Here is a 21,313-nt window from a genome sequence, read left to right as displayed (position 1 = left end):
TGTCAGGCGGCGGCAGTGATCGCCGTGGCGTCCTTACGCACTCCGAACGCGACGATGATCTCCACGATGCCGAGCACGATCAGCCATACCCCCGCGACCGCGGTCAGCGTGGCCACCGAGCGCACCGGCCAGATGATCAGTACGACACCGGCGATCGCGGTCAGCACGCCGAAGAACGCCTGCCACCAGCGGCCCGGCAATCCGGGCTCGGAGATCGTGGCCATCAGCAACGCGACGCCGCGGAACAGCCAGCCGATCCCGATCCACAGCCCGAGCAGCAGGATCGAGGTCAGCTCGTCACGGAAACAGAACACGCCGATCACGATCGACAGCACGCCGCTGATGAAGGCAAGCACCCTGACCCCGGTGCCGGCCGGCGTACCGAAGGCGGCCAGCAGCTGCAGAAAACCGGTAACCACCAGGTAGATGCCGAAGAGGATGCCCGCGGCCACCAATGTCGGGCCCGGCCACGCCAGAATCAGGATGCCAAGGATCACCGCGAGGATGCCGGTGACCAGAACGGACTGCCACGCCTTGCGGGCAAGGGACTGCAGAGGACCCTCTAGCACGCTATTCGTCGTCATGGCCTGATGCTATGACGCATCACTAGAGTTTACTGGACATTTGCCGAAGGGAAGGCGTTGCGCTCTGCCGCTGCTACCCGGCAACGAGGTCGAGAACCAAGGTTTGCGATGCCGCGGCGGAGATGATTGGTGCGGAGGTGATCGACAACGCCGTCGTGTCCACGTTTACCGCCCGAGTGGTCGGGTAGTCATCCCTAAGTGACTCTCGTCGTGTGCGCCTCTGGGGGTGAAAACGGGTGGGTCGGGATGGTGCGGCTCGGGTGGCTAGGAGAAGAGGGTGGCGGTTCTGCTCGTGCTACAGGCACGCGGGCTCGGTGATCTACTCACCGCGGTCCCGGCCTTACGCGCCCTGCGCCGCGCCAAGCCGCACGACCGCATCCTATTGGCCGCCCCGCAGCGACTCAAGCCGGTCGTGGACTTGATCGCGTCAGTGGACACCCTGGTGCCTACCGCCGAGCTCGGCAGTCTGCGCTGGCACGAGCCCGCCCCCGAACTCGCCGTCAACCTGCACGGCCCGAGCGCCGAAAGCATTGTCGCGCTGGCCAAAACGCAGCCGAAACGCGTGCTCACCTACCACAACTCGGCCTTCCCCGAACTTCCCGGCCCCGAGTGGCAGACCGACATGCACGACGTGGACCGCTGGTGCCATCTGCTCGAATCCGACGGCATCGTCGCCGACCGCCGCAATCTCGGTCTGCTCCCGCCGGTATCGACGACCAGCCGCCGGGACTGCATCGTCGTGCACGTCGGCGCGGGGGCCCCGGCCCGCCGCTGGCCGCCGGACCGGTTCGCCGCGGTTGTCCGGCATCTACTGGTGCTCGGTCGCGAAGTCGTGCTCACCGGAGACGAGTACGAACGCGAACTGGCGCTGAGCATCGCCGCGCGCGCCGGACTGCCCGTCAGCCGGGTGCTCGCCGGCGAGCAGAACCTCATCGAGCTGGCCGCCACCGTCGCCGAGGCCGCGCTGGTGATCTGCGGCGACACCGGCGTCGCGCATCTGGCCACCGCGTTCGGCACCCGCACGGTCCTGCTGTTCGGCCCGACCCCGCCGCGATGGAGCGGACCACCCCCGCATCTGCTCGGCAGGCACGCCGTGCTGTGGGCCGGCCAAGTCGGCGACCCGGACGCCGACGCCCCCGACCCTGGTCTGCTGCGGATCGGCGTTGCCGAGGTGATCGACGCGGTCGACAAGCAGCTGCACCAGCGGAACTTATCGAGCACGGGCGCCGACGGCCGCAGGGCCGCCTATCGTCGCGTGGGCTGACCGCGCCGTCCTCACGATCCCATCCGGGATGGCGGCCCGTTGCCTGTGCGACCCAGGTATCGGACGTTCAGGCTGTTTGGTCGGCGGTCTGCAGCGCCGCGGAATACGCGGCGATCGCGCTCGGCCAGAATTGTTCGAAATAGTCACGGGCGTCAGCGAGGCCGCGCGGATCCAGGGAATACAGCCTGCGGTTGCCGTCGGGCCGCATCATGACCAGCCGGGCTTCGCGCAGCACACGCAGATGCTGCGAGACCGCGGAGCTGCTCACGCCGACCACCTCCGCGAGGTCGCCGACCGAGCGCGGGGCATGCGGCAGCGCTTCGAAGATCGCGCGACGGGTCGGGTCCGCCAGCGCCGAAAAGGCGCGAACTCCATTAGTCGCCACTCATATAGTGTGATCACCCAGCGTTCCGTCGGGCAACTCGGCCCAGCACGGAGTTTTCCCAGGCGGCCGCACGAGTCGAGCCCTGTCGTTATCTGCGCGCGACACATGAGTGCGGCTTCCGCTGCACGTGACGGTTGCCACAAGATTGCGGGATGCGCATAGGGCTCCCGTACGTTCATTCTCATGCCCGTGACCGTTCCGTTACCTTTCCGGCGCAGCGTGCCCCGCCTCCGCCGCCACTGTGCCGTCACCCGCGTGGTTGCTGTGTCCGCGGTCGTCAGCGCCTCGGTCGGCATCATCGCCGCAACCGAAGAGCCCAAGAACACCGACCCTTCCGCTCGCCTCGCCGCGGGCAAGCTCACCGCGGGCGAGCTCGACACCGCCGCGGGCCAGTTCCGGCCCACCGCGTTGACCCAGCGCGAAGCGCAGATGCCGCCGGCCGTGTCGGACCCGGCGCTCTGGAAGCAGCACCGCATCGCACAGGAAGCCGCCCGCCCGAGGACCGTCCGGCCTGTCGGCGGCATTCTCACTTCGAACTTCGGCACGCGCTGGGGCGCGATGCACGCGGGCCTGGACTTCGGTGACCCGCTCGGCGCACCCATCGCCTCGGTCACCGACGGAGTCGTGATCGAGGCGGGGCCCGCCTCCGGCTTCGGACTGTGGGTGCGGGTGCAGCAGGACGACGGCACCGTGGGCATCTACGGTCACGTCAACGACATCCTCGCTTCCGTCGGCCAGCAGGTACGGGCGGGCGACACCATCGCGACCGTCGGCAACCGCGGCTACTCCACCGGCCCGCATCTGCACTACGAGGTGCATCTGCCCGGCAGCCAACCGATCGACCCGATGCCCTGGCTCGCTGCCCGCGGCGTCGACGTCCTGCGCTACCCGGCTTGACCCGAGCGCGTTCGCGAGGCGATGAGGAGCCCGTGAACGTGCTCGACAGACCGGCGACGCACACGTCGCCATCATCAGGCCGCGAACGCAACGGGCGCGTTCGCGGCCTGCCGGGTCGCCAAGGCCGGCGGCGCCGCTGTACGAACACGGGCGCCACTCGGATCGATGACGGTGCGGCACACGGGTAGCTACCGGCCCTCGCACCGATACCGGAGTACCAGACTCGAATAGCGCTGCGGAGGGACGCCTTCTCCGGGTGCCGATTCCTAGTTTCGGTCCATGTCCACAACACATTTCGCCGCCACGCCGCAGAACCGGCCGTCATCGCCACGGCAGCGCACGACCGCCGTGCTCCTCGGAAAGGCGGCACAGCTGCATCGCCCGCTGTTGGGGACCGTCACCGCGATGGCCGCGCTGGTGCTCTTCTCGCTCGCGGCGATGATGGTCGACGACCGCACGCTGCTCGGCGAATCGGTCTGGCTCAAGCCGATGAAGTTCGGCCTGGCGTTCTTCCTCTACAGCCTCACTCTGGCCTGGCTCCTGTCGTTGCCGCACAAGGGAAGTCGCGCAACATGGTGGCTCGGCACGGTTTTCGCCGTCACCGGGTTCGTCGACGTCGGCTTCATCGTCCTCCAGGCCGCGCGCGGCACCTTCAGCCACTTCAATACCGAGGACGACCCGGTGAATTCGATCGGTCAGGTGGTGTTCGCCTCCGGCGTGCCCGGGCTGTTCGCAGCCAACCTGGGCATCGTGTTGATCTTGTCCTGGCAGCGACTGCTGGATCGGCCCACGGCGCGGGCCATCCACGCCGGGCTGTTGCTGGCCGTCGGCGGCATGGGGCTGGGCTACCTGATGGGCTTCACCGGCAAGCAGCTCGTTCGGGACAGCGACGGCCGGGTCGTGGAGCTGGCCGCGGGCCACACGGTCGTGCCCGACTCCTCCGACCTCGCACTACGCGACGGCGCCGCCGGTATGCCGGTCACACACTGGAGCACTGTCGGCGGCGACTTGCGCGTTCCGCACTTCGTGGGGCTGCACGCCATCCAGGTGATGCTTCTGGCGTCCATCGGGCTTGCCTGGTTGGCGCCGCGTTACCGCTGGCTCAGCGCCGAGCGGGCCGGCGCGGCGGTTGTCGGCGTGGTGGCCCTGGGTTACACCGGTCTGCTCGCCATCGTGTTCTGGCAGGCGATGCGTGCCCAACCGCTGGTCCATCCCGACCGCGCCACGTGGGCGGCGTTCGGTGGACTCGTCGCAACCGTCGCGGTGTTGCTCGGCGCGGTGTATCTGCGCCACCGCGACGCCGAAGCCGAGCACCATCCCACGCCGGGCGCGCTCAGCGCAGGCGCTCCGCGTCACGGGTGAGTTCGACCAGCGTCTTACCGAGCATCGCCAGCTCCTCCGGCGTCGCGCCCTCCGCGATGGCAGTGGCGACATCCTCGGCCGCGCAGCGGGCGGCGAACCAGCGATCGGCCAGGCATGCGGCCTCCTGGGCGCTGAGCACCACTGAATCATCGGGAATCCCGGTTCCCTTCAAGCTGCTGCGGTGTTCGTAGGCACGTTGGCGACAGGACTGGCGGCAGTACCGGCGACGACGGCCGGCCTCCGACTCCACGATCTCCCGCCCACACCACAGGCAGGACAAGCGGCGCGACATGACGCAGAACACTAGCGGCTCGCGACCCGTGATCCGCTCAGTGACCCCCGGGGAACCGCCGGGGGCTGGGTGTGGCGTGCCCAGCACGCCGGTGCTACTACAATGGAACGGTTGACCGCGGCCGCGTCGGGAACTATCGGCGCAGGCCCGATCGTTAGACATAAGGTCCAGCGAGCGCGTTGTACCCATCCGGACACGGTCGCAACGCACAAAGACTCGAGTACACAGGGAGAGGCACACCATGGCAGATCGCGTACTCCGGGGCAGTCGGCTCGGAGCGGTGAGCTACGAGACCGATCGCGACCACGACCTGGCTCCGCGGCGGATCGCCCGATACCGGACCGACAACGGTGAAGAATTCGACGTCCCGTTCGCCGACGAGGCCGAGATCCCGCCGACATGGTTGTGCCGCAACGGTCAGGAGGGCGTCCTGATCGAAGGCACCAGCCAGGAGGCCAAGAAGGTCAAGCCGCCCCGCACCCACTGGGACATGCTGCTGGAGCGCCGCAGCAAGGATGAGCTCGAGGAGCTGCTCAAGGAGCGCCTGGAACTGCTCAAGACCCGCCGCCGCGCCTGACTCGGTCAGCCGACAGCGAACGGCCGCCGCATCTTTCGATGCGGCGGCCGTTCGCTTTTCGTCGTCCTGTGCCGGGTCAGTGACTGGCGACCTTGCGGTAGCGCAGCAGAGCCAGCGGCACGGCCACCGCGAGGATCGCCACCGAGCAGGCCACCGCGTATTCGATGCAGTGCTCGGCCGCCCAGCCGGTCGGCGGGACGAAGGTGGGCGGCGCGCCGTTGTCGAACAGCTTGCGGCCCGCGGCCGAGACCGCGGTGATCGGATTCCATTCGGCGATCGTGCGCAGCGGGCCCGGCAGCGTCTCGGCCGAGATGAAGGCCGACGAGATGAATGTCAGCGGGAACAGCCAGATCAGTCCGGCGCTCTGCGCCACCTCGACGGTCGGCGACAGCAGGCCGGTTACCGCGCCGACCCACGACATCGCGAACGCGAACAGCAGGATCACCGCGAACGCCAGCACGGCGTCGGCGACACCGCCGTTGATCCGCCAGCCGACGATGTACCCGCACCCGACCATGACGGCCAGGCTGAGGATGTTTACCACCAGATCCGACAGCGTGCGACCCATCAGCACAGCCAGCCGCGACATCGGCAGCGCCCGCATCCGATCGATGATGCCCTTCTGCAGATCCCCCGCCAGGCCGACCGTGGTGAACGCCGCGTTGAACGCCACCGTCTGTGTGAAGATGCCGGCAAGCAGAAACTCACGGTACTGGCTGCCGCCCAACGAGGCGCCGAAGATGTAGGCGAACAGGAACACGAACATCAGCGGCTGGATCGTCGCGGTCACCAGCAAGGTAGGAACACGCAGGATCGTCAGCAGGTTGCGATGGGCGACGATCGCGCTGTCTCGGAACATCCGCAGTCGCGGACCCGAGCCCGGTAACGCCGAGTCCGTTGTGGACCCCGCCCCCACCCGCGGGGCTTCTTCCTCGACCACCGCCGTACTCACGACATGATCTCCTCTTGGACGTCGTCGGTTTCCGGCTCCGCGGCAGGCTCGCTGACCGGTTTGCCGGTGAGTGAGAGGAATACGTCGTCGAGACTGGGCCGGTGCACGCTCGCGTCCACCACGCAGACACCTGCGTCGTCGAGCCTGCGCAGCGCCTCGACCATGGTGCGTGAGCCGTCGCCGACCACCACCGACACCTCGTCGGCGCCCGCCTCTTGCGTAGGCTCGCCGACACCGACCTGCGCCAGCACCGCGAGCGCGGACTCGGCGTCCTGGCCTGCTGCCAGCACGACGGTGAGCCGATCACCACCGATGGAGGTCTTCAGCTCGTCGGCCGAGCCGCGGGCGATGACCCGGCCGTGGTCGATGACCGTGATCCGGTCGGCGAGCAGATCGGCCTCTTCCAGGTACTGGGTGGTGAGCAGCACCGTGGTGCCGTCGTCGACCAGCTCACCGATGACGCGCCACATGTCGAGCCGGCCGCGCGGGTCCAGACCGGTGGTCGGCTCGTCCAGCACCACCACGGCCGGCCTGGCGACCAGCGCACCGGCGAGGTCGAGCCGCCGCGCCATACCGCCGGAATACGTACCCGCCCTGCGGTGCGCGGCATGGTCGAGCCCGAGCACGCCGAGCAGTTCGGCCGCCCTGGCCGCTGCCTGCCGGGACGACATCCCGTACAACCGGGCCACCATACGCAGGTTCTCGTATCCGGACAGGTTGGCGTCGACGGCGGCGTACTGGCCGGACAGGCCGATCCGCCGCCGCGCCGCCGCGGGATCGCGCAGCACATCGATGCCCGCCACCCGCACCGATCCGGCGCACGGCTTCAACAGCGTCGTCACGATTCGGACCGTCGTCGTCTTCCCCGCGCCGTTGGGGCCGAGCAGACCCATCACCGTTCCGGTGGGGATCTGCAGGTCGATCTCGTCCAGTACGCGTACCCGGCCGTAGTTCTTGACCAGACCCCTCAACTCCACCGCCAAGCTCACCTGTGCGTCTCCTTCGTTTCCAGCCACGCCCGCAGCACCGGCCCGATGACCGCCAGCGCATCCGGCGTCGTCATCGCGGAGTGCCTGCAGCGCAACTCGTGATCGTGGATGTCACCGGTGACGAACGGTTGCCAGGAGCCTGCGCGCCGGTCCGGGTCGGCCCGGTTGATCTCGTCGTCGCCTGCGGTGAAGAACAGCAGATCGCCGTCGAAGACGCGCGGCCGGAAGCCGTGCGCGAGCACGGCGCCATTGGCGTATCCGGCGTAGAGCCGCTCGAGATGCTCAACGGTGAGTGCCGCGAACGGTCCGGACCGCGAGCTCAGCAGTTCGGCCGCGTCGCGCAGGGTCATCGTAGGATCGATCTCCGCGCCGCCGAGCTCGTCGCTGCCGAACTCGCCGATGATCTCGGCGACGCTCGGGATCGCATGCTCGAGCCATTCGTCGGAGAGCTGGTAGCTGTCCATCATCGACAGCAGCGCGACCTCGTCACCCGCCTCCTGCAGCTGCACCGCCACCTCGTGCGCGATCAAGCCGCCGAGCGACCAGCCCAGCAGATGGTAGGGCCCCCGCGGCTGGATCGCCTTGATATCGGCCATGTAATGGCCCGCGGCCTCGGCGATCGAGTCGTAGTCGTCGTCGCCCGCGACGTGCGGGGCCTGCAGCCCGTACAACGGCTGGTCCGGCGCGAGGTGCGCGAGCAGCCCCGAGTAACACCAGGCCAGACCGATCGCCGGGTGGATGCAGAACAACGGCGCCTGGCTTGCCGCCGTGCTCGGCCGAATCGGAAGCACCGGCTCCAGCGCGGCGGCCATCGCCGCGCCTGCGGAGGCGCCCCCGCCATCCAGCTGCGCCGCGACGGCCGCAGGGGTCGCCTCGCCGAACATCAGCTGCACCGGCAGTTCGATACCTGATTCCCGAACGTGCGCCACGACTTTCGTGGCAAGCAGCGAGTTGCCGCCGAGCTCGAAGAACCCGTCGTCCGCACCCACCGAATCCACGCCGAGCACCGCGGCGAAGGCCGCGCACAGCGCCGCCTCGGTCGGGGTGGCCGGCGCGCGATAGCCCTCGGTGGCGGTGAACACCGGCTCAGGCAGCGCCTGGCGGTCCAGCTTGCCCACCGGAGTCAGCGGCACCTCGTCGAGCAACATGATCGACTGGGGGACCATGTAGTTCGGCACCAGTCCGGTGAGGTGACCGGTCAGCTCGGCCACGGTGAGGGTGACATCGGCCCGCGCCTTCACATACGACACCAGCGTGGTCGTCCCCGCCGGGGTGCGGTGCCCGATGGTGGTGGAGAACGCCACCCCACCATGGCGCGCGAGCGCGGCGTCGACCTCGCCGAGTTCGATACGGAAACCGCGGATCTTGACCTGATGGTCGGTACGGCCGACATACTCGATCTCCCGTGCCGAATCCGCCCAGCGGCCCTCGGACTGTCCGTTGTTCCGCGATCCGGACCACCACCGCACCAGGTCGCCGGTACGGTACATCCGGTCCCCCGGCTTCCCGAACGGATTCGCGACGAACCGCTGTGCGGTCAGCCCCGGCCGGTTCAAGTAGCCGCGGGCCAGCGCGCCGCCGGCCAAGTGGAGCTCGCCGGTCACGCCGACCGGGGCGGGATGCAGGCGCGCGTCCAGGATGGTCGCGTTGACACCGCGGATGGGGCCTCCGATGGTGATCGGCCCGCCCGGCGCCATCGGCTGCGAGATCACCGTGACGATGGTGGTCTCGGTAGGGCCGTACACGTTGTACAGGTTGCGGTTCGGCGCCCACCTGGTCACCAGGTCCGGCGGCAGCGCCTCGCCGCCGACCAGCACATGCCGCAACTCGGTGACTCCGGTCGGATCGACCGTGCCGAGGGCCGAGGTGGTGATGAACGCGTGCGTGATCCGCTCCGCCATGAATACCCGGCGGAGCTCGTCGCCGCCGACCACGCCGGCGGGCGTGATCACCAGGGTCGCCGCGCCGCCGAGGGCCAGCAGCAGATCCAGCATCGCACCGTCGAAGCTCGGCGTCGCGAAGTGCAGCACACGGCACCCGGGCCGGATGTCGAACCGGTGCGCGGTCTCGGCCGCGAAGTTGGACAATCCGCCGTGGGTGACCACGACGCCCTTCGGCGTGCCGGTCGAACCGGAGGTGTAGATCACGTACGCCGGATTGTGGATGCGCAGCGGCGCGATCCGCTCCGACTCGGCGATCGGCGCGTCCGACGAGTCGAGCACGAGTCCGCGGAACGCGGGATCGTCCAGGACGATCCACTCAGCGCCCTCGGGCAGCTCGTCTCGGTACTCGTCCAGCGTGATGCCCAGCGTCGCACCGGAATCCGACAGCATGTGTGCGATGCGCTGCGCGGGGTACAGCGGGTCCACCGGCACGAACGCGGCACCGGCCTTGGCCACCCCGAGCACCGTCGCCACCGCCTCGATCGATCGCGGAATACCCAGCGCCACCAGCGTTTCCGGACCGACACCGCGCCCGATGAGCACCCTGGCCAGCCGGTTGGTCCACCGGTCCAACGCGTCGTAGGTCACCTGCGTACCGTCGGAGACCAGCGCGACGGCGGTGCGGTCGGCGTTCACCGCCCGCTCGAATACCTGGGGGAAGCTGACCGGACGATCCGGCTCCGCACCCCGCACCGGGGCGAGCCCCGACCATTCGGCGGGATCGAGCAGTTCCAGGTCGCCGACCGCGGTGGTCGGGTTCGTGGCGACCGCGGCCAGTAGCCTGGACAGCCGCTTGCCGAGCAGCTCGGCGGTCGGCTCGTCGAACAGATCTGCCGCGTAGTTCACCGCGAGGCAGATGCCCGCCGGATCCCGTTCCGGTGTCCGCGATTCGGTCAGCGTGAACTGGAGATCGAACTTGGCGATGCCGATCTCCACGTCGGCCGCCTCGATCCGCAACCCGGGCAGGTCGAGCACGCCGACCGGTTCGTTGCGCACCGAGAGCATCACCTGGAACATCGGGTGGTGCGCCTGGGACCGGGTCGGGTTGAACACCTCGACGAGGCGCTCGAACGGCACGTCCGAGTTGGCGAACGCGTCCAGATCGGTGTCGCGCACGGTATGCAGCAGGTCGGCGAACCGGGCAGCCGGATCGATCCGGGTACGCAGGACGAGCGTGTTGACGAACATGCCGACCATCCGGTCCAGCGCCGGGTGGCCGCGGCCCGCGATCGCGGTGCCGACGGCGATGTCGTCGGTCGCGGTGAGCCGGTGCAGCAGCACCGCGAGTGCGGCGTGCAGCACCATGAACATGCTGACGTTGTTGCTGGTGGCAACCGTCTCCAGTTCCCGGTGGGTCACCGCGTCGATCGTGCACTCCACAGTGCCGCCCCGGTAGGACGGCGTGGGGGGGCGCGGCCGGTCGGCGGGCACGGTGAGCAGCTCGGGGATGCCGTCCAAGGTGCGCCGCCAGTAGTCGAGTTGACCGCTCACCGCCGAGTCCTGGTCGTCCTCGGTGCCGAGCAGGTCCTGCTGCCACAGCGTGTAGTCGGCGTACTGGATCTCGGGCTCGGCCCAGTCGGGCGCCGTGCCGGCGCGGGCCGCGCGGTAGGCGACAGCCACGTCGGCGGCCAGCGGCTCCAGCGACCAGCCGTCCATCGCGATGTGGTGTACCACCAACACGAGGACGTGCTCGTCGGATACGTCGGCAGGCTCTGTCACCCCGCCGTCGCGGGCGGGCGATACCGAGATCAACCCGGCGCGGATCGGGACGGTTGTCGCCAAGTCGAATCCCGGTGCGGCGAAACTCCGTATCGCGTCGTCGACCTGAGCCGGCGTCATCGTCGCGACGAACAGGGTGATCGCGGCCTCGGCCGGCCCGAGGACGACCTGGGCGGGTGAACCGTCGGCCTCGGGGAACACCGTCCGCAATGTCTCGTGCCTGGTCTGCACCGCGTGCAGCGCGGAGACCAGTGCGTCGACGTCGAGCTCGCCCGTGATCCGCAGCACGACCGGGATGTTGTACGCGCCCGCCGACTGATCCGTCGCGCCGACGTTGAACCGATTCAGGAACCACAACCGTCGCTGCGCGGCAGACAGCGGAATCCGCTCCGGACGGGCCCGGCGCACCAGCGCAGGGCGATCCTCGGCGCCGGTGGCGCCCCCGTCCAGCAGCTCGGCGAGCGCGGCAACCGTCGGCGCCGCGAAGACCGTGCGTACCTCGAGTCGGACGCTTGTCGCCGCGGCGAGCCGGGCGACGAGTTGCGTCGCCAGCAGCGAGTTTCCACCGACGTCGAAGAAGCTGTCCTCGGCGCGCAGGCGGTCCACACCGACCAGCTCGCCCATCACGTCGGCAACCAGCCGCTCGGAAGCGGTACTCGGCTCGCGACCTTCGGCATCGGCGGTGAACCGCGGTTCCGGCAGCGCCTTCGTGTCCAGCTTGCCGACCGGGGTGAGCGGGATGGAGTCCAGCACGGTGATGCTCGCGGGCACCATGTGCGCGGGCAGGCGGCGGGTAACCGCGGTGCGCACCGCCTCGACGTCCACTCCGGTCAGCTGGTCGGCGGCCTGGATGTAGGCGACGATCCGGTCCGCGCCCGCGATGTGGCGGAACTCGGTGTGCGCGAATCGCACGTCCGGGTGGTCGCCGAGCACGGCGGTGATCTCGCCGAGCTCGATGCGGAAGCCGCGCATCTTCACCTGGTTGTCCACGCGGCCGAGATAGACGATGTCGCCCGCCGCGTTCCAGCGCACCACGTCGCCGGTCCGGTAGATCCTGGCCCCTGCCGGGCCGTACGGGTCGGCCACGAAACGCGCCGCGGTGAGGCCGAACCGGTCGAAATAGCCGCGCGCCACTGCCTGGCCGCCGAGGTACAGCTCGCCGGGCACGCCGACCGGGACCGGGCGCAACCGCTCGTCCAGCACCAGCGCCCTGGTGCCACGCACGAGGCTGCCGATGGTGATCGGCTCGCCGACCCGCATCGGCCCCGACATCGTGACGACGACCGTGGTCTCGGTCGGACCGTAGACGTTGAGCATCATCCGGCCCGGCGCCCAGCGCACCACCAGACCTGGGGAGAGTGCCTCGCCGCCGACCATCAACGCACGCACGTGCGGCAGCGACCAGCGTTCGTGGTCGATGGTCGCCAACGCGGCCGTGGTCATGAAGCCGTGGCTGACCCTCTCGCGTTCCATCAAGGCGGCCAGCTCATCGCCCCCATACAAGTCCGGCGGGCAGATCACCATCGCCGCACCGGCCCCCAATGCGATCAGCAGATCCAAAACCGCCGCGTCGAAGCTCGGCGTGGCGAAGTGCAGTGTCCGGGAATGCTCGTCGACCCCCAGTCGGTCCCTGATCTCGTCGGCGAGGTTCGACAGACCACAGTGGGTCACCGCGACCCCCTTCGGCGTGCCGGTCGACCCCGAGGTGTAGATGAGGTAGGCCAGGTCGGCCGGTTGAATGCTGCGCGGCCGCTCGAGGTCGGCGATCGGCATGTCCTGGTGCCCGTCCAGTTCGGCGACGACGTCGGGATCGTCCAACAGCAGCCATTCGGTGTCCCGGCCCGACGCCGAGGCCGCGCGCAACCGCTCGGCGTGGGCGGCGACCGTGATGCCGACTGAGCAGCCCGAGTCGGTGAGCATGTGCTGGATGCGCTCGACCGGGTACTTCGGGTCGACCGGCACGAAGGCGGCGCCCGACTTGGCCGCGCCGATCATCGTGACGACCGAGTCATTCGAGCGAGTGAGCCCCAGCGCCACCCGCTTTCCCGGACCGAGCCCGCGCGCGATCAGCGCACGCGCCACCCGGTTCGAGCGCCGATCGACCTCGGCGTAGGTCAGTGACGTCGCGCCCGAGCACAAAGCGGTGTGCTGCGGATACCGACGCGCGGTGGCGGTGAAGTAGGCGGCCAGCGTAACGGGCGGGCGGGCCTGGCCACCCACCGCCGGGGTGAACATGCGACGCTCGTGCTCGGTGCGGGCGTCGATGTCACGCACCAATATGCGTGGATCGGTGGTAACCGCGGCGAGCACGCGCAGGAACCGATCGGCCAGTGTCTCGATGGTCATCTCATCGAAAAGCTCTGTGGCATAGACGAATTCGAAGGCATTGTCCGGTTCGCCGGTTCCCGCGTCGAAGCCGGTGTTCGCGACGCGCAGCTCCAGGTCGAACTTCGCCAGCGCGATATCCACGGCCTCGGCGCGCAGCGCGAGTCCGGGTAGCTCCAGCGTAGGCACCGGGACGTCCTGCACACTCAGCGCCACCTGGAACAGCGGGTGACGGCCGGAGGATCGGGCGTCGCCGCCGAGTTCCTCCACGATCCGTTCGAACGGCACGTCGGAGTGCGCCATCGCGGCCAGCTCGGTGTCCCGGTCGGCGCGCAGCAGAGCGGCGAACGTCTGGTCCGGGTCCACGTCGGAGCGCAGCACCAACGTGTTCACGAACATGCCGACCAGCTCGTCGAGCTTGGTGTCGGTGCGACCCGCGACCGGGGTACCGATCACGATGTCGCGACCGCCGGTGACGCTGCGCAGCAGCACCGCGAGCGCCGAACGCAGCACCATGAACATGCTGACGCCCTGTTCCCTGGCCAACCCGGCGAGGGCGCGCTGCACCGGTTCGGGCACCATGAAGCGCACAGTTCCAGCCTGCTGTGTCGGATCGGAGGGCCGCGGCCGGTCGTAGGGCAGCGGCAGTTCCTCGGGCAGCTCCGCCAGCGCGGTCCGCCAGAACTCCAGCTGGGTGCCCGCGACGCTGTCCGGATCGCTCTCGTCTCCCAGACAAGAGCGCTGCCACAGTCCGAAGTCCGCGTACTGCACCGGAAGTGGCGTCCACGACGGTGGATTTCCCTCGTGCCGTGCCACATATGCGGCAGCCAGGTCCCGGGTCAGCGGCCCGAGCGACCACCCGTCCGCGGCGATGTGGTGCACCACGATACCGAGCAGGTAGCGCTCGGACGAAGTGCGTAGCAACGACATGCGCAGTGGCGTCTGCCTCGTGAGGTCGAAGCCGGTGTGCGCCAACGTCTGCAGAGCGGCCTTCGCCTCGGAGTCGTCGATGTCGGCCGGAGCAACGTCCGGCATCGCCCGCTTCACCGGCAGCACCACCTGCTGTGCGCCATCGACGTCCTCCGGGAACACGGTGCGCAGAACTTCGTGCCGCTCAACCACGTCGGCAAGCGCGGCCCGCAGCGCGGGCACGTCCAAGTCGCCGGAGATACGGATCACGAAAGCGATGTTGTACGCACTGGATTCGGGCGCATATCGATTGAGAAACCACAGTCGCTGCTGTGGCAGAGACAATGGAATACGTCCCGGACGTGGCGTCTGCACAACCAGCGCCGGCCGCTGCGTCCAGGGCGCCTGCACCAGCTGCTCGGCGACCCCGGCGACGGTCGGCGTCTCGAAGATCGATCGCACTGGCAGCTCGACGCCGAATTCCGCGTACAGCGCGGCGGCGAGCCGGGTGGCCAGCAGCGAGTTGCCGCCCAGGTCGAAGAAGCTGTCCTTCGCACCGGTGACCGGACGGCCGAGGACGCCGCCGAACACACCGGCGACGCGCAACTCCGCCTCGGTCCTCGGCGCGCGAGACTTCCCGACAACGGCGAACACCGGCTCGGGCAATGCCTTTCGATCCAGCTTGCCCGAAGGCGTAATCGGGACCTCGTCCAGCACAGTGACCGACGCCGGAACCATGTAGCCAGGCAGCCGACGACGCGCGGTCTCTACTATCGCCGTGGACTCCACCGTCCGGTCGGCCGTGACGTATGACGCGAGCCGCGGCTGGCCGTGCTCGTCGGTGTGCACCATGGTCATCGCGAACGTGACGCCGGGGTGCCCGCGCAGCACGTGGTCGACCTCGCGCAGCTCGATACGGAACCCACGGATCTTGATCTGGTCGTCAGCGCGGCCGAGGAAACGCAACTGCCCCGTCGGCTCGACCACCACCAGGTCGCCGGTGCGGTACATGCGCTCGCCGCGCCTGCCATGCGGGTTGGCCAGGAACCGTTGCGCGGTCAGGCCGAAACGGCCGTGGTAGCCGCGGGCCAAGCCGGAACCTGACAGGTACAGCTCGCCCGGCGTGCCAGGCGGCACCGGATGCAAACGGTTGTCCAGCACGAACAGCCGCATGCCGCGCACCGGCATGCCGAGCGGCACCGGACGGCCCGGTGCCATCGGGCCGGTCGCGGTCGCCGCGACGGTGGCCTCGGATGGTCCGTACATGTTGTGCATACGGTGCCCGTCGGTCCAGGTCTCGACCAGCTTCTCGGAGCAGGCGTCACCACCGACGATGACCGACTGGAGGTCGTCGAGTCCCGCGTTCGGCACAGTGGCCAGGGCGGCGGGCGTGACGAAGGCATGGGTCACGCGCTCCTCACGCAGGAAAGTGGCCAGCTCGGTGCCGCCGTACATCCCCGCCGGTGCGATCACCATCGTGGCGCCCGTCGCGAAGCCGAGCAGCATCTCCAGCACCGACGCGTCGAAGCTGGGTGAGGAGAAGTGCAGCGTCCGCGCCGAATCGGAGACGCCGAACAGGTGGGTCTGCTCGCTGGCCAGCGAAGCAATGCCCGCGTGTGTGACGACGACTGCTTTCGGCGTACCGGTCGAGCCTGAGGTGTAGATGTAGTAGGCCGGGTGATTCACCCGCATCGGGTGGTGCCGCTCGGTGTCGGTGATCGCATCCGTCGAGTAGTTCGTGAGTTCGTCGGCCAGTTCGTCTGAGCCGAGCACCAGCCAGTCGACGCAGGTCTTGCGGTGCTTGCCCTGCGGCGCCGGCCAGGCGGGCATGGCGGCCAGGCCGTCGGCGTCGGTCAGGCCGAGCATTGCGCCGGAATCATCGATCATATGTTCGATCCGCGCACCGGGGTAGCTCGGATCGATGGGCACATAGGCCGCGCCGGTTTTCGCTACCGCCCACACGGCGGTGATGGCGTCGAGTCCGCGCGGCAACGCGATCGCGACGACCATTTCGGGGCCGGCACCGTGCTCGATGAGGGCACGCGCCAGCTTGCTCGACCGCTCGTCGAGCTCACGATACGTGGTGTCGGTGCCGCGGTAGCGCACCGCCACCGCGTCCGGCAGCCGGACGGCCGTGTCGGTGAGCAGCTTGGCCAAGGTGATCGGCGCCTCGGCGGGCCCGCCGGCGATCGGCACCAGGTTCGCGGTTTCCCTGCGGTCCAGGATGGCAAGGTCACCGACCGGCATACCCGGTGCGGCCACGCCGCCGTTCAGCACCGCGACGAACCTGCGCGCGAACGACTCAACCGTGCGCTGATCGAAAACGTCTGTGGCATAGCCGAATTCAGCTGACAATGGGCCATCGGTGGCATCATCGTGCACGACCAGCTGCAGGTCGAACTTGGCGATGTCCGAGGAGATCGGCAGCACCTCGGCGCGCACACCGGGCAGGTCGATGCGCAGGTCCGGCGCGCGATCGTAGGACAGCATCACCTGGAACAAGGGGTGGCGGGCCGCGGTGCGCTCCGGGTTGACCACCTCGACCAGGCGCTCGAACGGCACGTCGGCATTGGCGAACGCATTGAGATCGGTCTCGCGAACCATGTCGAGCATGCGATCGAAGCCGGCGGCCGGGTCGACCTCGGTGCGCAACACGAGCGTGTTGACGAACATGCCGACCAGGTCGTCCAACGCCGGGTCGGAGCGGCCCGCGATCGGGGTGCCGATCGCGATGTCGGTGCCTGCGCACAGTCGAGACAGCAAGGTGGCCAGCGCCGCGTGCAGCACCATGAACATGCTCACGCCGCGTGTGGCCGCGAGTTCACTTGCAGCACGGCGGATCTCAGGGGCGATGGTGAACTCGACCCGACCGCCGACGGTGGACCTGCGCAGCGGACGCGGGCGGTCGAGCGGAAGGTCGAGCTGGTCGGGCAGGCCGGACAGTGCCGAACGCCAGTAGGCCAGCTGCCGGCTGAGCGCGCTTCCCGGATCGGACTCCTCACCGAGCAGCTCGCGCTGCCAGAGCGCGAAGTCGGCATACTGCACCGGCAGCGGCGTCCACCGCGGCGCCGTGCCGTTCGCGCGGGCGGCCACCGCCGTCATCAGGTCCCTGGCCAGCGGCGCGATGGACCAACCGTCACTGCAGATGTGGTGTAGCACGACGAGGAACACGTGCTCTTCCGGCCCGGTGCGGTACAGCGCGACCCGGATCGGGGCCTGGCTGCGTAGGTCGAAACCGTGTCCGGCGTAGTCGGTTGCCAGCGCGGCCACGTCGGCACCGGTGACCTCGATGGGGTCGAGGGTCAGCGGAATCTCATCGACCGGATGGATCAGTTGGTAAGGCCCCTCCGGCGACTCCGGGAAGGTGGTGCGCAGGCTCTCGTGCCGTTCGATCACGTCGAACAGGCCGGCGCGCAGTGCCGACACGTCCAACGGACCGTCGACCCGAACGGCCAGCGGCATGTTGTACGCGGCGTCGTGCTCGGCGAACCGATTGAGGATCCACAGCCGCTGCTGGGCCTGCGACAGCGGAATCCGTTCCGGCCGCCCGGCGGGCACCAACCGCGGCGAGGACGCATCGAGGGTATGCATGGCGAAGCGGTGGGTGAGGGCCGCGATCGTCGAGGCCTCGAACAGGTCGCGGATGGTCAGCCCGGTACCCAGAGCGGTGTTGATCCTGGCCACCGCGCGTGCGGCGACCAGCGAGTTGCCGCCGAAGTCGAAGAAGCTGTCCTCGACGCCGACTTCGTCGGCGTCGAGGACCTCCGCGAAGATTCCCACGAGGACCCGCTCCACCTCGGTGCGCGGCTCGACGATCGGCCGGAGCGGACGCGAGCCGCCGACCGGCGACGGCAGCGCCTTGCGATCGATCTTGCCGTTGGCGCTCAGCGGTAGCTCGTCGAGCTCCATCAGCGCGGACGGGATCATGTACCCGGGCAGCCTGCGGCGCAGGGCGGTCAGCAGCGCGGCCGTGTCCAGGCACGTCTCGCCCGCACCGTGCTTGGCCGCGACCACGTAGGCGATCAGCTCGTCGCCGGTCCGCCCGGTGTGCGCGACGCAGACCGCGCGCGCGACCCGCTCGTCGTCGAGAAGCGCGGCCTCGACTTCACCGAGCTCGATGCGCAGACCGCGGATCTTGACCTGGAAGTCGCTGCGGCCCAAATATTCCAGCACGCCAGGCTCGGCGCCGGAGCGGCCGAGCTGCCAGCGCGCCAGGTCGCCGGTGCGGTACATCCGCGTGCCCGGCGTGAACGGGTTTGCCACGAACCGGTCCGCCGTCAGCCGCGGCTGGCCCACATAGCCGCGGGCCAGTTGGACGCCCGCGAGACACAGCTCGCCGACAGCGCCGGGGGGGACCGGCCTCAGCCGCGAATCCAGCACGTAAGTCTGGGTGTTCCACACCGGCGAGCCGATCGGGACACTGCTCGGGTCGTCCGGGCACGGCCAGTAGGTGACGTCGACAGCAGCCTCGGTCGGGCCGTACAGGTTGTGTAGCTCCGTTCCGCCGAGCACCGCGTGGAAGTCCCGGACGGTCGCGGCGGGCAGCGCCTCACCGCTGCAGAACACCCGGCGCAGGCCGGTGCAGTCGCGCACATCGGTGTCGGTGACGAACACCGAGAGCATGGATGGCACGAAATGAGCTGTGGTGATGCCCTTTTCGGCAATTATCCGGGCGAGATACGCCGGGTCGCGGTGCCCGTCCGGCGCGGCGATCACCAACCGCGCGCCGAGCTGCAGCGGCCAGAAGAACTCCCACACCGAGACGTCGAAGGTGGCCGGCGTCTTCTGCAGCACCGCATCGGTCCGGTCGATCGGATACTCGTGCTGCATCCAGCGCAAGCGGTTGACGATCGCGGCGTGCGCCACGCCGACGCCCTTGGGTTTGCCGGTCGATCCGGAGGTGAAGATCACGTATGCGAGGTGGTCGGGACGCAGCGCGCTGATCCGGTCGGCGTCGGTGATCGGCGCGCCGTCGAATCGGGACAGATCCAGCGTGTCGATGGTCAGCTGGGTGGCGACCGCGGGCAGCTCGAGCTCGTCCCGGTCCGCGGTGAGCACACACAGCGGCTCGGCGTGGCGCACGATCCGCCCGATCCGATCGGCGGGGTGCTCGGGGTCGAGCGGCAGGTAGGCCGCACCCGCCTTGACGATCGCGTACATGCCGACGACGAGGTCGACGCTGCGGCGCAGGCACAGGCCCACCGTCGTCTCCGGCCCGGCGCCGCGCGCGATGAGCAGTCGAGCCAGGCGGTTGGCGCGCTCGTCGAACTCGGCATAGGTGAGTACCTCGTCGCCGAACTCGAGCGCGACCGCGTCAGGATCGGCGGCGGCGCGCTCGGCGAACAGGCTCGCGAGCGTGCCCTCCTGCTTCGGTGCCGCGGTGGCGTTCCACTCGCGAAGCACGCGTTCGCGCTCGGCGTCGGTGATCGCGACCATCGACTCCGCGGGCGTTTCCGGATCCACGCCCAAGAAGCGGCCCAGGAAGTCGAGGTAACGCGCGTGGTGCACGCTGACCTCGTTCTCGCCGTACAGCTGCGGGTTGGCCTCGAAGTCGACGTGGATGCGACCGCCCGCCCCGTTGTAGAGGTTGATCGACAGATCCTCGACCGGACCGGTGGACAACACGTTGAGCGAGCCGACCAGACTGCCGAACCGCAACTCGTCGTGGAACAGCATGATGTTGACCATCGGCCCGAAGAATCCGCGTGCGTCGCGGGAGTAGCCGCAGTCGCGGCGAATATCGTCGTGCCGGTAGCGCTGATGCCGCAGTGCGCCGGTGATCTGCAGCTCTACCGCCTTCACCAAGTCGCCGACCGTGGTCTCGTCGTCGAACTTCAGCCGAATCGGCACAACGTTGGACACCACACCCGCCGAGCGGCGCAGCGACACCGTGGTGCGCGCCGAGACCGGCAGGCTCAGGACCACGTCCGGGTTTCCCGTCACCGACCGGACGTAGGCGCCCAGCGCCGCGACGAACAGCGCCGAATCGGACGTACCGTATGCGCTGGTCGCCCCGTCCACCGCGGCCGCGCACGTGTCGTCGAGCACGGCGGTCGCCAGCCTGCGGCCCGCGTCGTGGGTGGCCGCGGTGACCGTGATGCCGCCCAGGCTCATCGGCTCGCCGACACCTTCCAGCTGCGCGAGCCAGTACTCGCGATCACTGCTGAACCGGCTGGAGTCGCGGTAGCGCACCTCATCGGCATAGATCTCCGCCAGCGGAGTCGCGCGCGAGGCGACCGGCTCGGTCTGGTTCTCCAGTGCGCTGTAGATCTCGGCCGTTCGGGTCAGCGCGTTCATCGCGCCGTAGCCGTCGATGACGATGTGGTGGCCGCGGGCATACCAGATGTAGTCGGCATCGCCGATCCGCAGCACTATGTTCGTGGTGAGCGGGTCGCGGTCCAGATCGATCGGCGAACTCGCGTGCTCGTTCATCCAGCGCAGCGCCGCCGCGTGCGGGTCGGCCTCGGAGCGGAGGTCGATGCGGCCCCATCCCGGCCGGTGGACCGGATCGACCAGCTGATACGGAATGCCGTCGATCTCTACCACCCGAACCTGGCCCACCTGGGTCTCGGCGCCGAACCGCTCGATCGCGTACAGCAGACGCCCGACATCGAGATCACCGTGGATCTCGACGTACTGGGCGATGGTCAGCGGTACGTCGGGGCGGATGCGCTGCGCGTACCAGAGGGCCGTCTGTGCGGGTGACAGAGCAAATGGTTGTGCCGAAAATTCGCCAGATGAACATTGGTCGACGCGATCAGTGGCCAATGAACTCATCAATCACTCCGTTCTGCCGCTATTGACGCAATCCCCGAGCACCACCACAGCAAGCGCGCTCGCGCCACCGCAGGGACGTATCCACGCCCTATGATTCGGAGCCTCACATCGGCTGGATTGCCAGCGTTTTGGATTTGTTTCACATCCAACGCCCTTGGCAGAAGGCCACTTTGGTTGGTTACATTTCTGCAAACTTCGCGATTTCCGCGCATGGAGCGGAAGAAAAACCAGGTCTGACCGTAGCGTTTCGTCAGATCAGCCAGCGCACCCAGCCTTCTGGCGAACGACGCGCAACACCGTGCCGCGCCCTTTTTCGGGCCGGCAGGGGCTAGAACATA

Annotated in this window: 10 protein-coding genes; 4 read left to right on the top strand and 6 right to left on the bottom strand. The window is 68.9% G+C overall.

Annotated elements, in window-relative coordinates; translation table 11 throughout:
• Positions 1–2: 2 nt before the first annotated feature.
• Positions 3–584 (bottom strand): HdeD family acid-resistance protein, encoded by a 582-nt coding sequence (locus tag AB0H00_RS07485; protein WP_357262270.1) that lies wholly within the window; start codon positions 582–584, stop codon positions 3–5.
• A 277-nt stretch (positions 585–861) separates the two neighbouring features.
• Here AB0H00_RS07485 and AB0H00_RS07480 point away from each other — a divergent pair, with 277 nt between their 5' ends.
• Positions 862–1,848, top strand: coding sequence for a glycosyltransferase family 9 protein (locus AB0H00_RS07480; RefSeq protein WP_357262267.1), 987 nt, complete (start codon positions 862–864; stop codon positions 1,846–1,848).
• A 67-nt stretch (positions 1,849–1,915) separates the two neighbouring features.
• Here the strand turns inward: AB0H00_RS07480 and AB0H00_RS07475 are convergent, their stop codons facing one another.
• Positions 1,916–2,233: a metalloregulator ArsR/SmtB family transcription factor gene (locus AB0H00_RS07475; protein WP_357262264.1), complete on the bottom strand. Its 318-nt coding sequence runs from the start codon at positions 2,231–2,233 to the stop codon at positions 1,916–1,918.
• 264 nt (positions 2,234–2,497) lie between these two features.
• Here AB0H00_RS07475 and AB0H00_RS07470 point away from each other — a divergent pair, with 264 nt between their 5' ends.
• Positions 2,498–3,130 (top strand): M23 family metallopeptidase, encoded by a 633-nt coding sequence (locus AB0H00_RS07470; RefSeq protein WP_357262462.1) that lies wholly within the window; start codon positions 2,498–2,500, stop codon positions 3,128–3,130.
• A gap of 279 nt (positions 3,131–3,409) precedes the next feature.
• Positions 3,410–4,492: a hypothetical protein gene (locus AB0H00_RS07465; protein WP_357262261.1), complete on the top strand. Its 1,083-nt coding sequence runs from the start codon at positions 3,410–3,412 to the stop codon at positions 4,490–4,492.
• Here the strand turns inward: AB0H00_RS07465 and AB0H00_RS07460 are convergent.
• Positions 4,464–4,784 carry a hypothetical protein gene (locus AB0H00_RS07460; RefSeq protein ID WP_357262258.1) on the bottom strand — a complete coding sequence of 107 codons (321 nt, stop codon included), beginning with the start codon at positions 4,782–4,784 and terminating at the stop codon, positions 4,464–4,466. The two genes, AB0H00_RS07465 and AB0H00_RS07460, sit on opposite strands and share 29 nt — an antisense overlap.
• 241 nt (positions 4,785–5,025) lie before the next feature.
• Between AB0H00_RS07460 and AB0H00_RS07455 the strand changes: the two genes are divergently transcribed.
• Entirely contained in the window at positions 5,026–5,361 is a 336-nt protein-coding gene (locus tag AB0H00_RS07455; RefSeq protein WP_357262255.1) for an RNA polymerase-binding protein RbpA, read from the top strand.
• A 76-nt stretch (positions 5,362–5,437) separates the two neighbouring features.
• Here AB0H00_RS07455 and AB0H00_RS07450 read toward each other — a convergent pair whose 3' ends face one another.
• From AB0H00_RS07450 to AB0H00_RS07440, 3 genes are all read right to left on the bottom strand, one after another.
• On the bottom strand, positions 5,438–6,220 hold the full coding sequence (locus AB0H00_RS07450) for an ABC transporter permease (RefSeq protein WP_357262458.1): 783 nt from the start codon (positions 6,218–6,220) through the stop codon (positions 5,438–5,440).
• An 89-nt stretch (positions 6,221–6,309) separates the two neighbouring features.
• Positions 6,310–7,302 (bottom strand): ATP-binding cassette domain-containing protein, encoded by a 993-nt coding sequence (locus tag AB0H00_RS07445; RefSeq protein ID WP_357262252.1) that lies wholly within the window; start codon positions 7,300–7,302, stop codon positions 6,310–6,312.
• On the bottom strand, positions 7,299–20,975 hold the full coding sequence (locus tag AB0H00_RS07440) for an amino acid adenylation domain-containing protein (protein WP_357262249.1): 13,677 nt from the start codon (positions 20,973–20,975) through the stop codon (positions 7,299–7,301). The genes AB0H00_RS07445 and AB0H00_RS07440 overlap by 4 nt, the downstream gene beginning before the upstream one ends.
• Between the last annotated feature and the right edge of the window lie 338 nt (positions 20,976–21,313).

This window comes from Nocardia sp. NPDC023852, from assembly GCF_040639505.1.
In the GTDB taxonomy this organism is placed as follows: domain Bacteria; phylum Actinomycetota; class Actinomycetes; order Mycobacteriales; family Mycobacteriaceae; genus Nocardia.
This window is presented reverse-complemented; position numbering and strand designations above follow the sequence as displayed.

What these genes read in the sequence shown, in the direction of transcription:
- AB0H00_RS07465 (WP_357262261.1), top strand. Translation starts at nt 3,410, where the DNA reads ATGTCCACAACACATTTCGCCGCCACGCCGCAGAACCGGCCGTCATCG.
- AB0H00_RS07455 (WP_357262255.1), top strand. Translation starts at nt 5,026, where the DNA reads ATGGCAGATCGCGTACTCCGGGGCAGTCGGCTCGGAGCGGTGAGCTAC.
- AB0H00_RS07485 (WP_357262270.1), bottom strand. Translation starts at nt 584, where the DNA reads ATGACGACGAATAGCGTGCTAGAGGGTCCTCTGCAGTCCCTTGCCCGC.
- AB0H00_RS07450 (WP_357262458.1), bottom strand. Translation starts at nt 6,220, where the DNA reads ATGTTCCGAGACAGCGCGATCGTCGCCCATCGCAACCTGCTGACGATC.
- AB0H00_RS07440 (WP_357262249.1), bottom strand. Translation starts at nt 20,975, where the DNA reads ATGAGTTCATTGGCCACTGATCGCGTCGACCAATGTTCATCTGGCGAA.
- AB0H00_RS07460 (WP_357262258.1), bottom strand. Translation starts at nt 4,784, where the DNA reads ATGTCGCGCCGCTTGTCCTGCCTGTGGTGTGGGCGGGAGATCGTGGAG.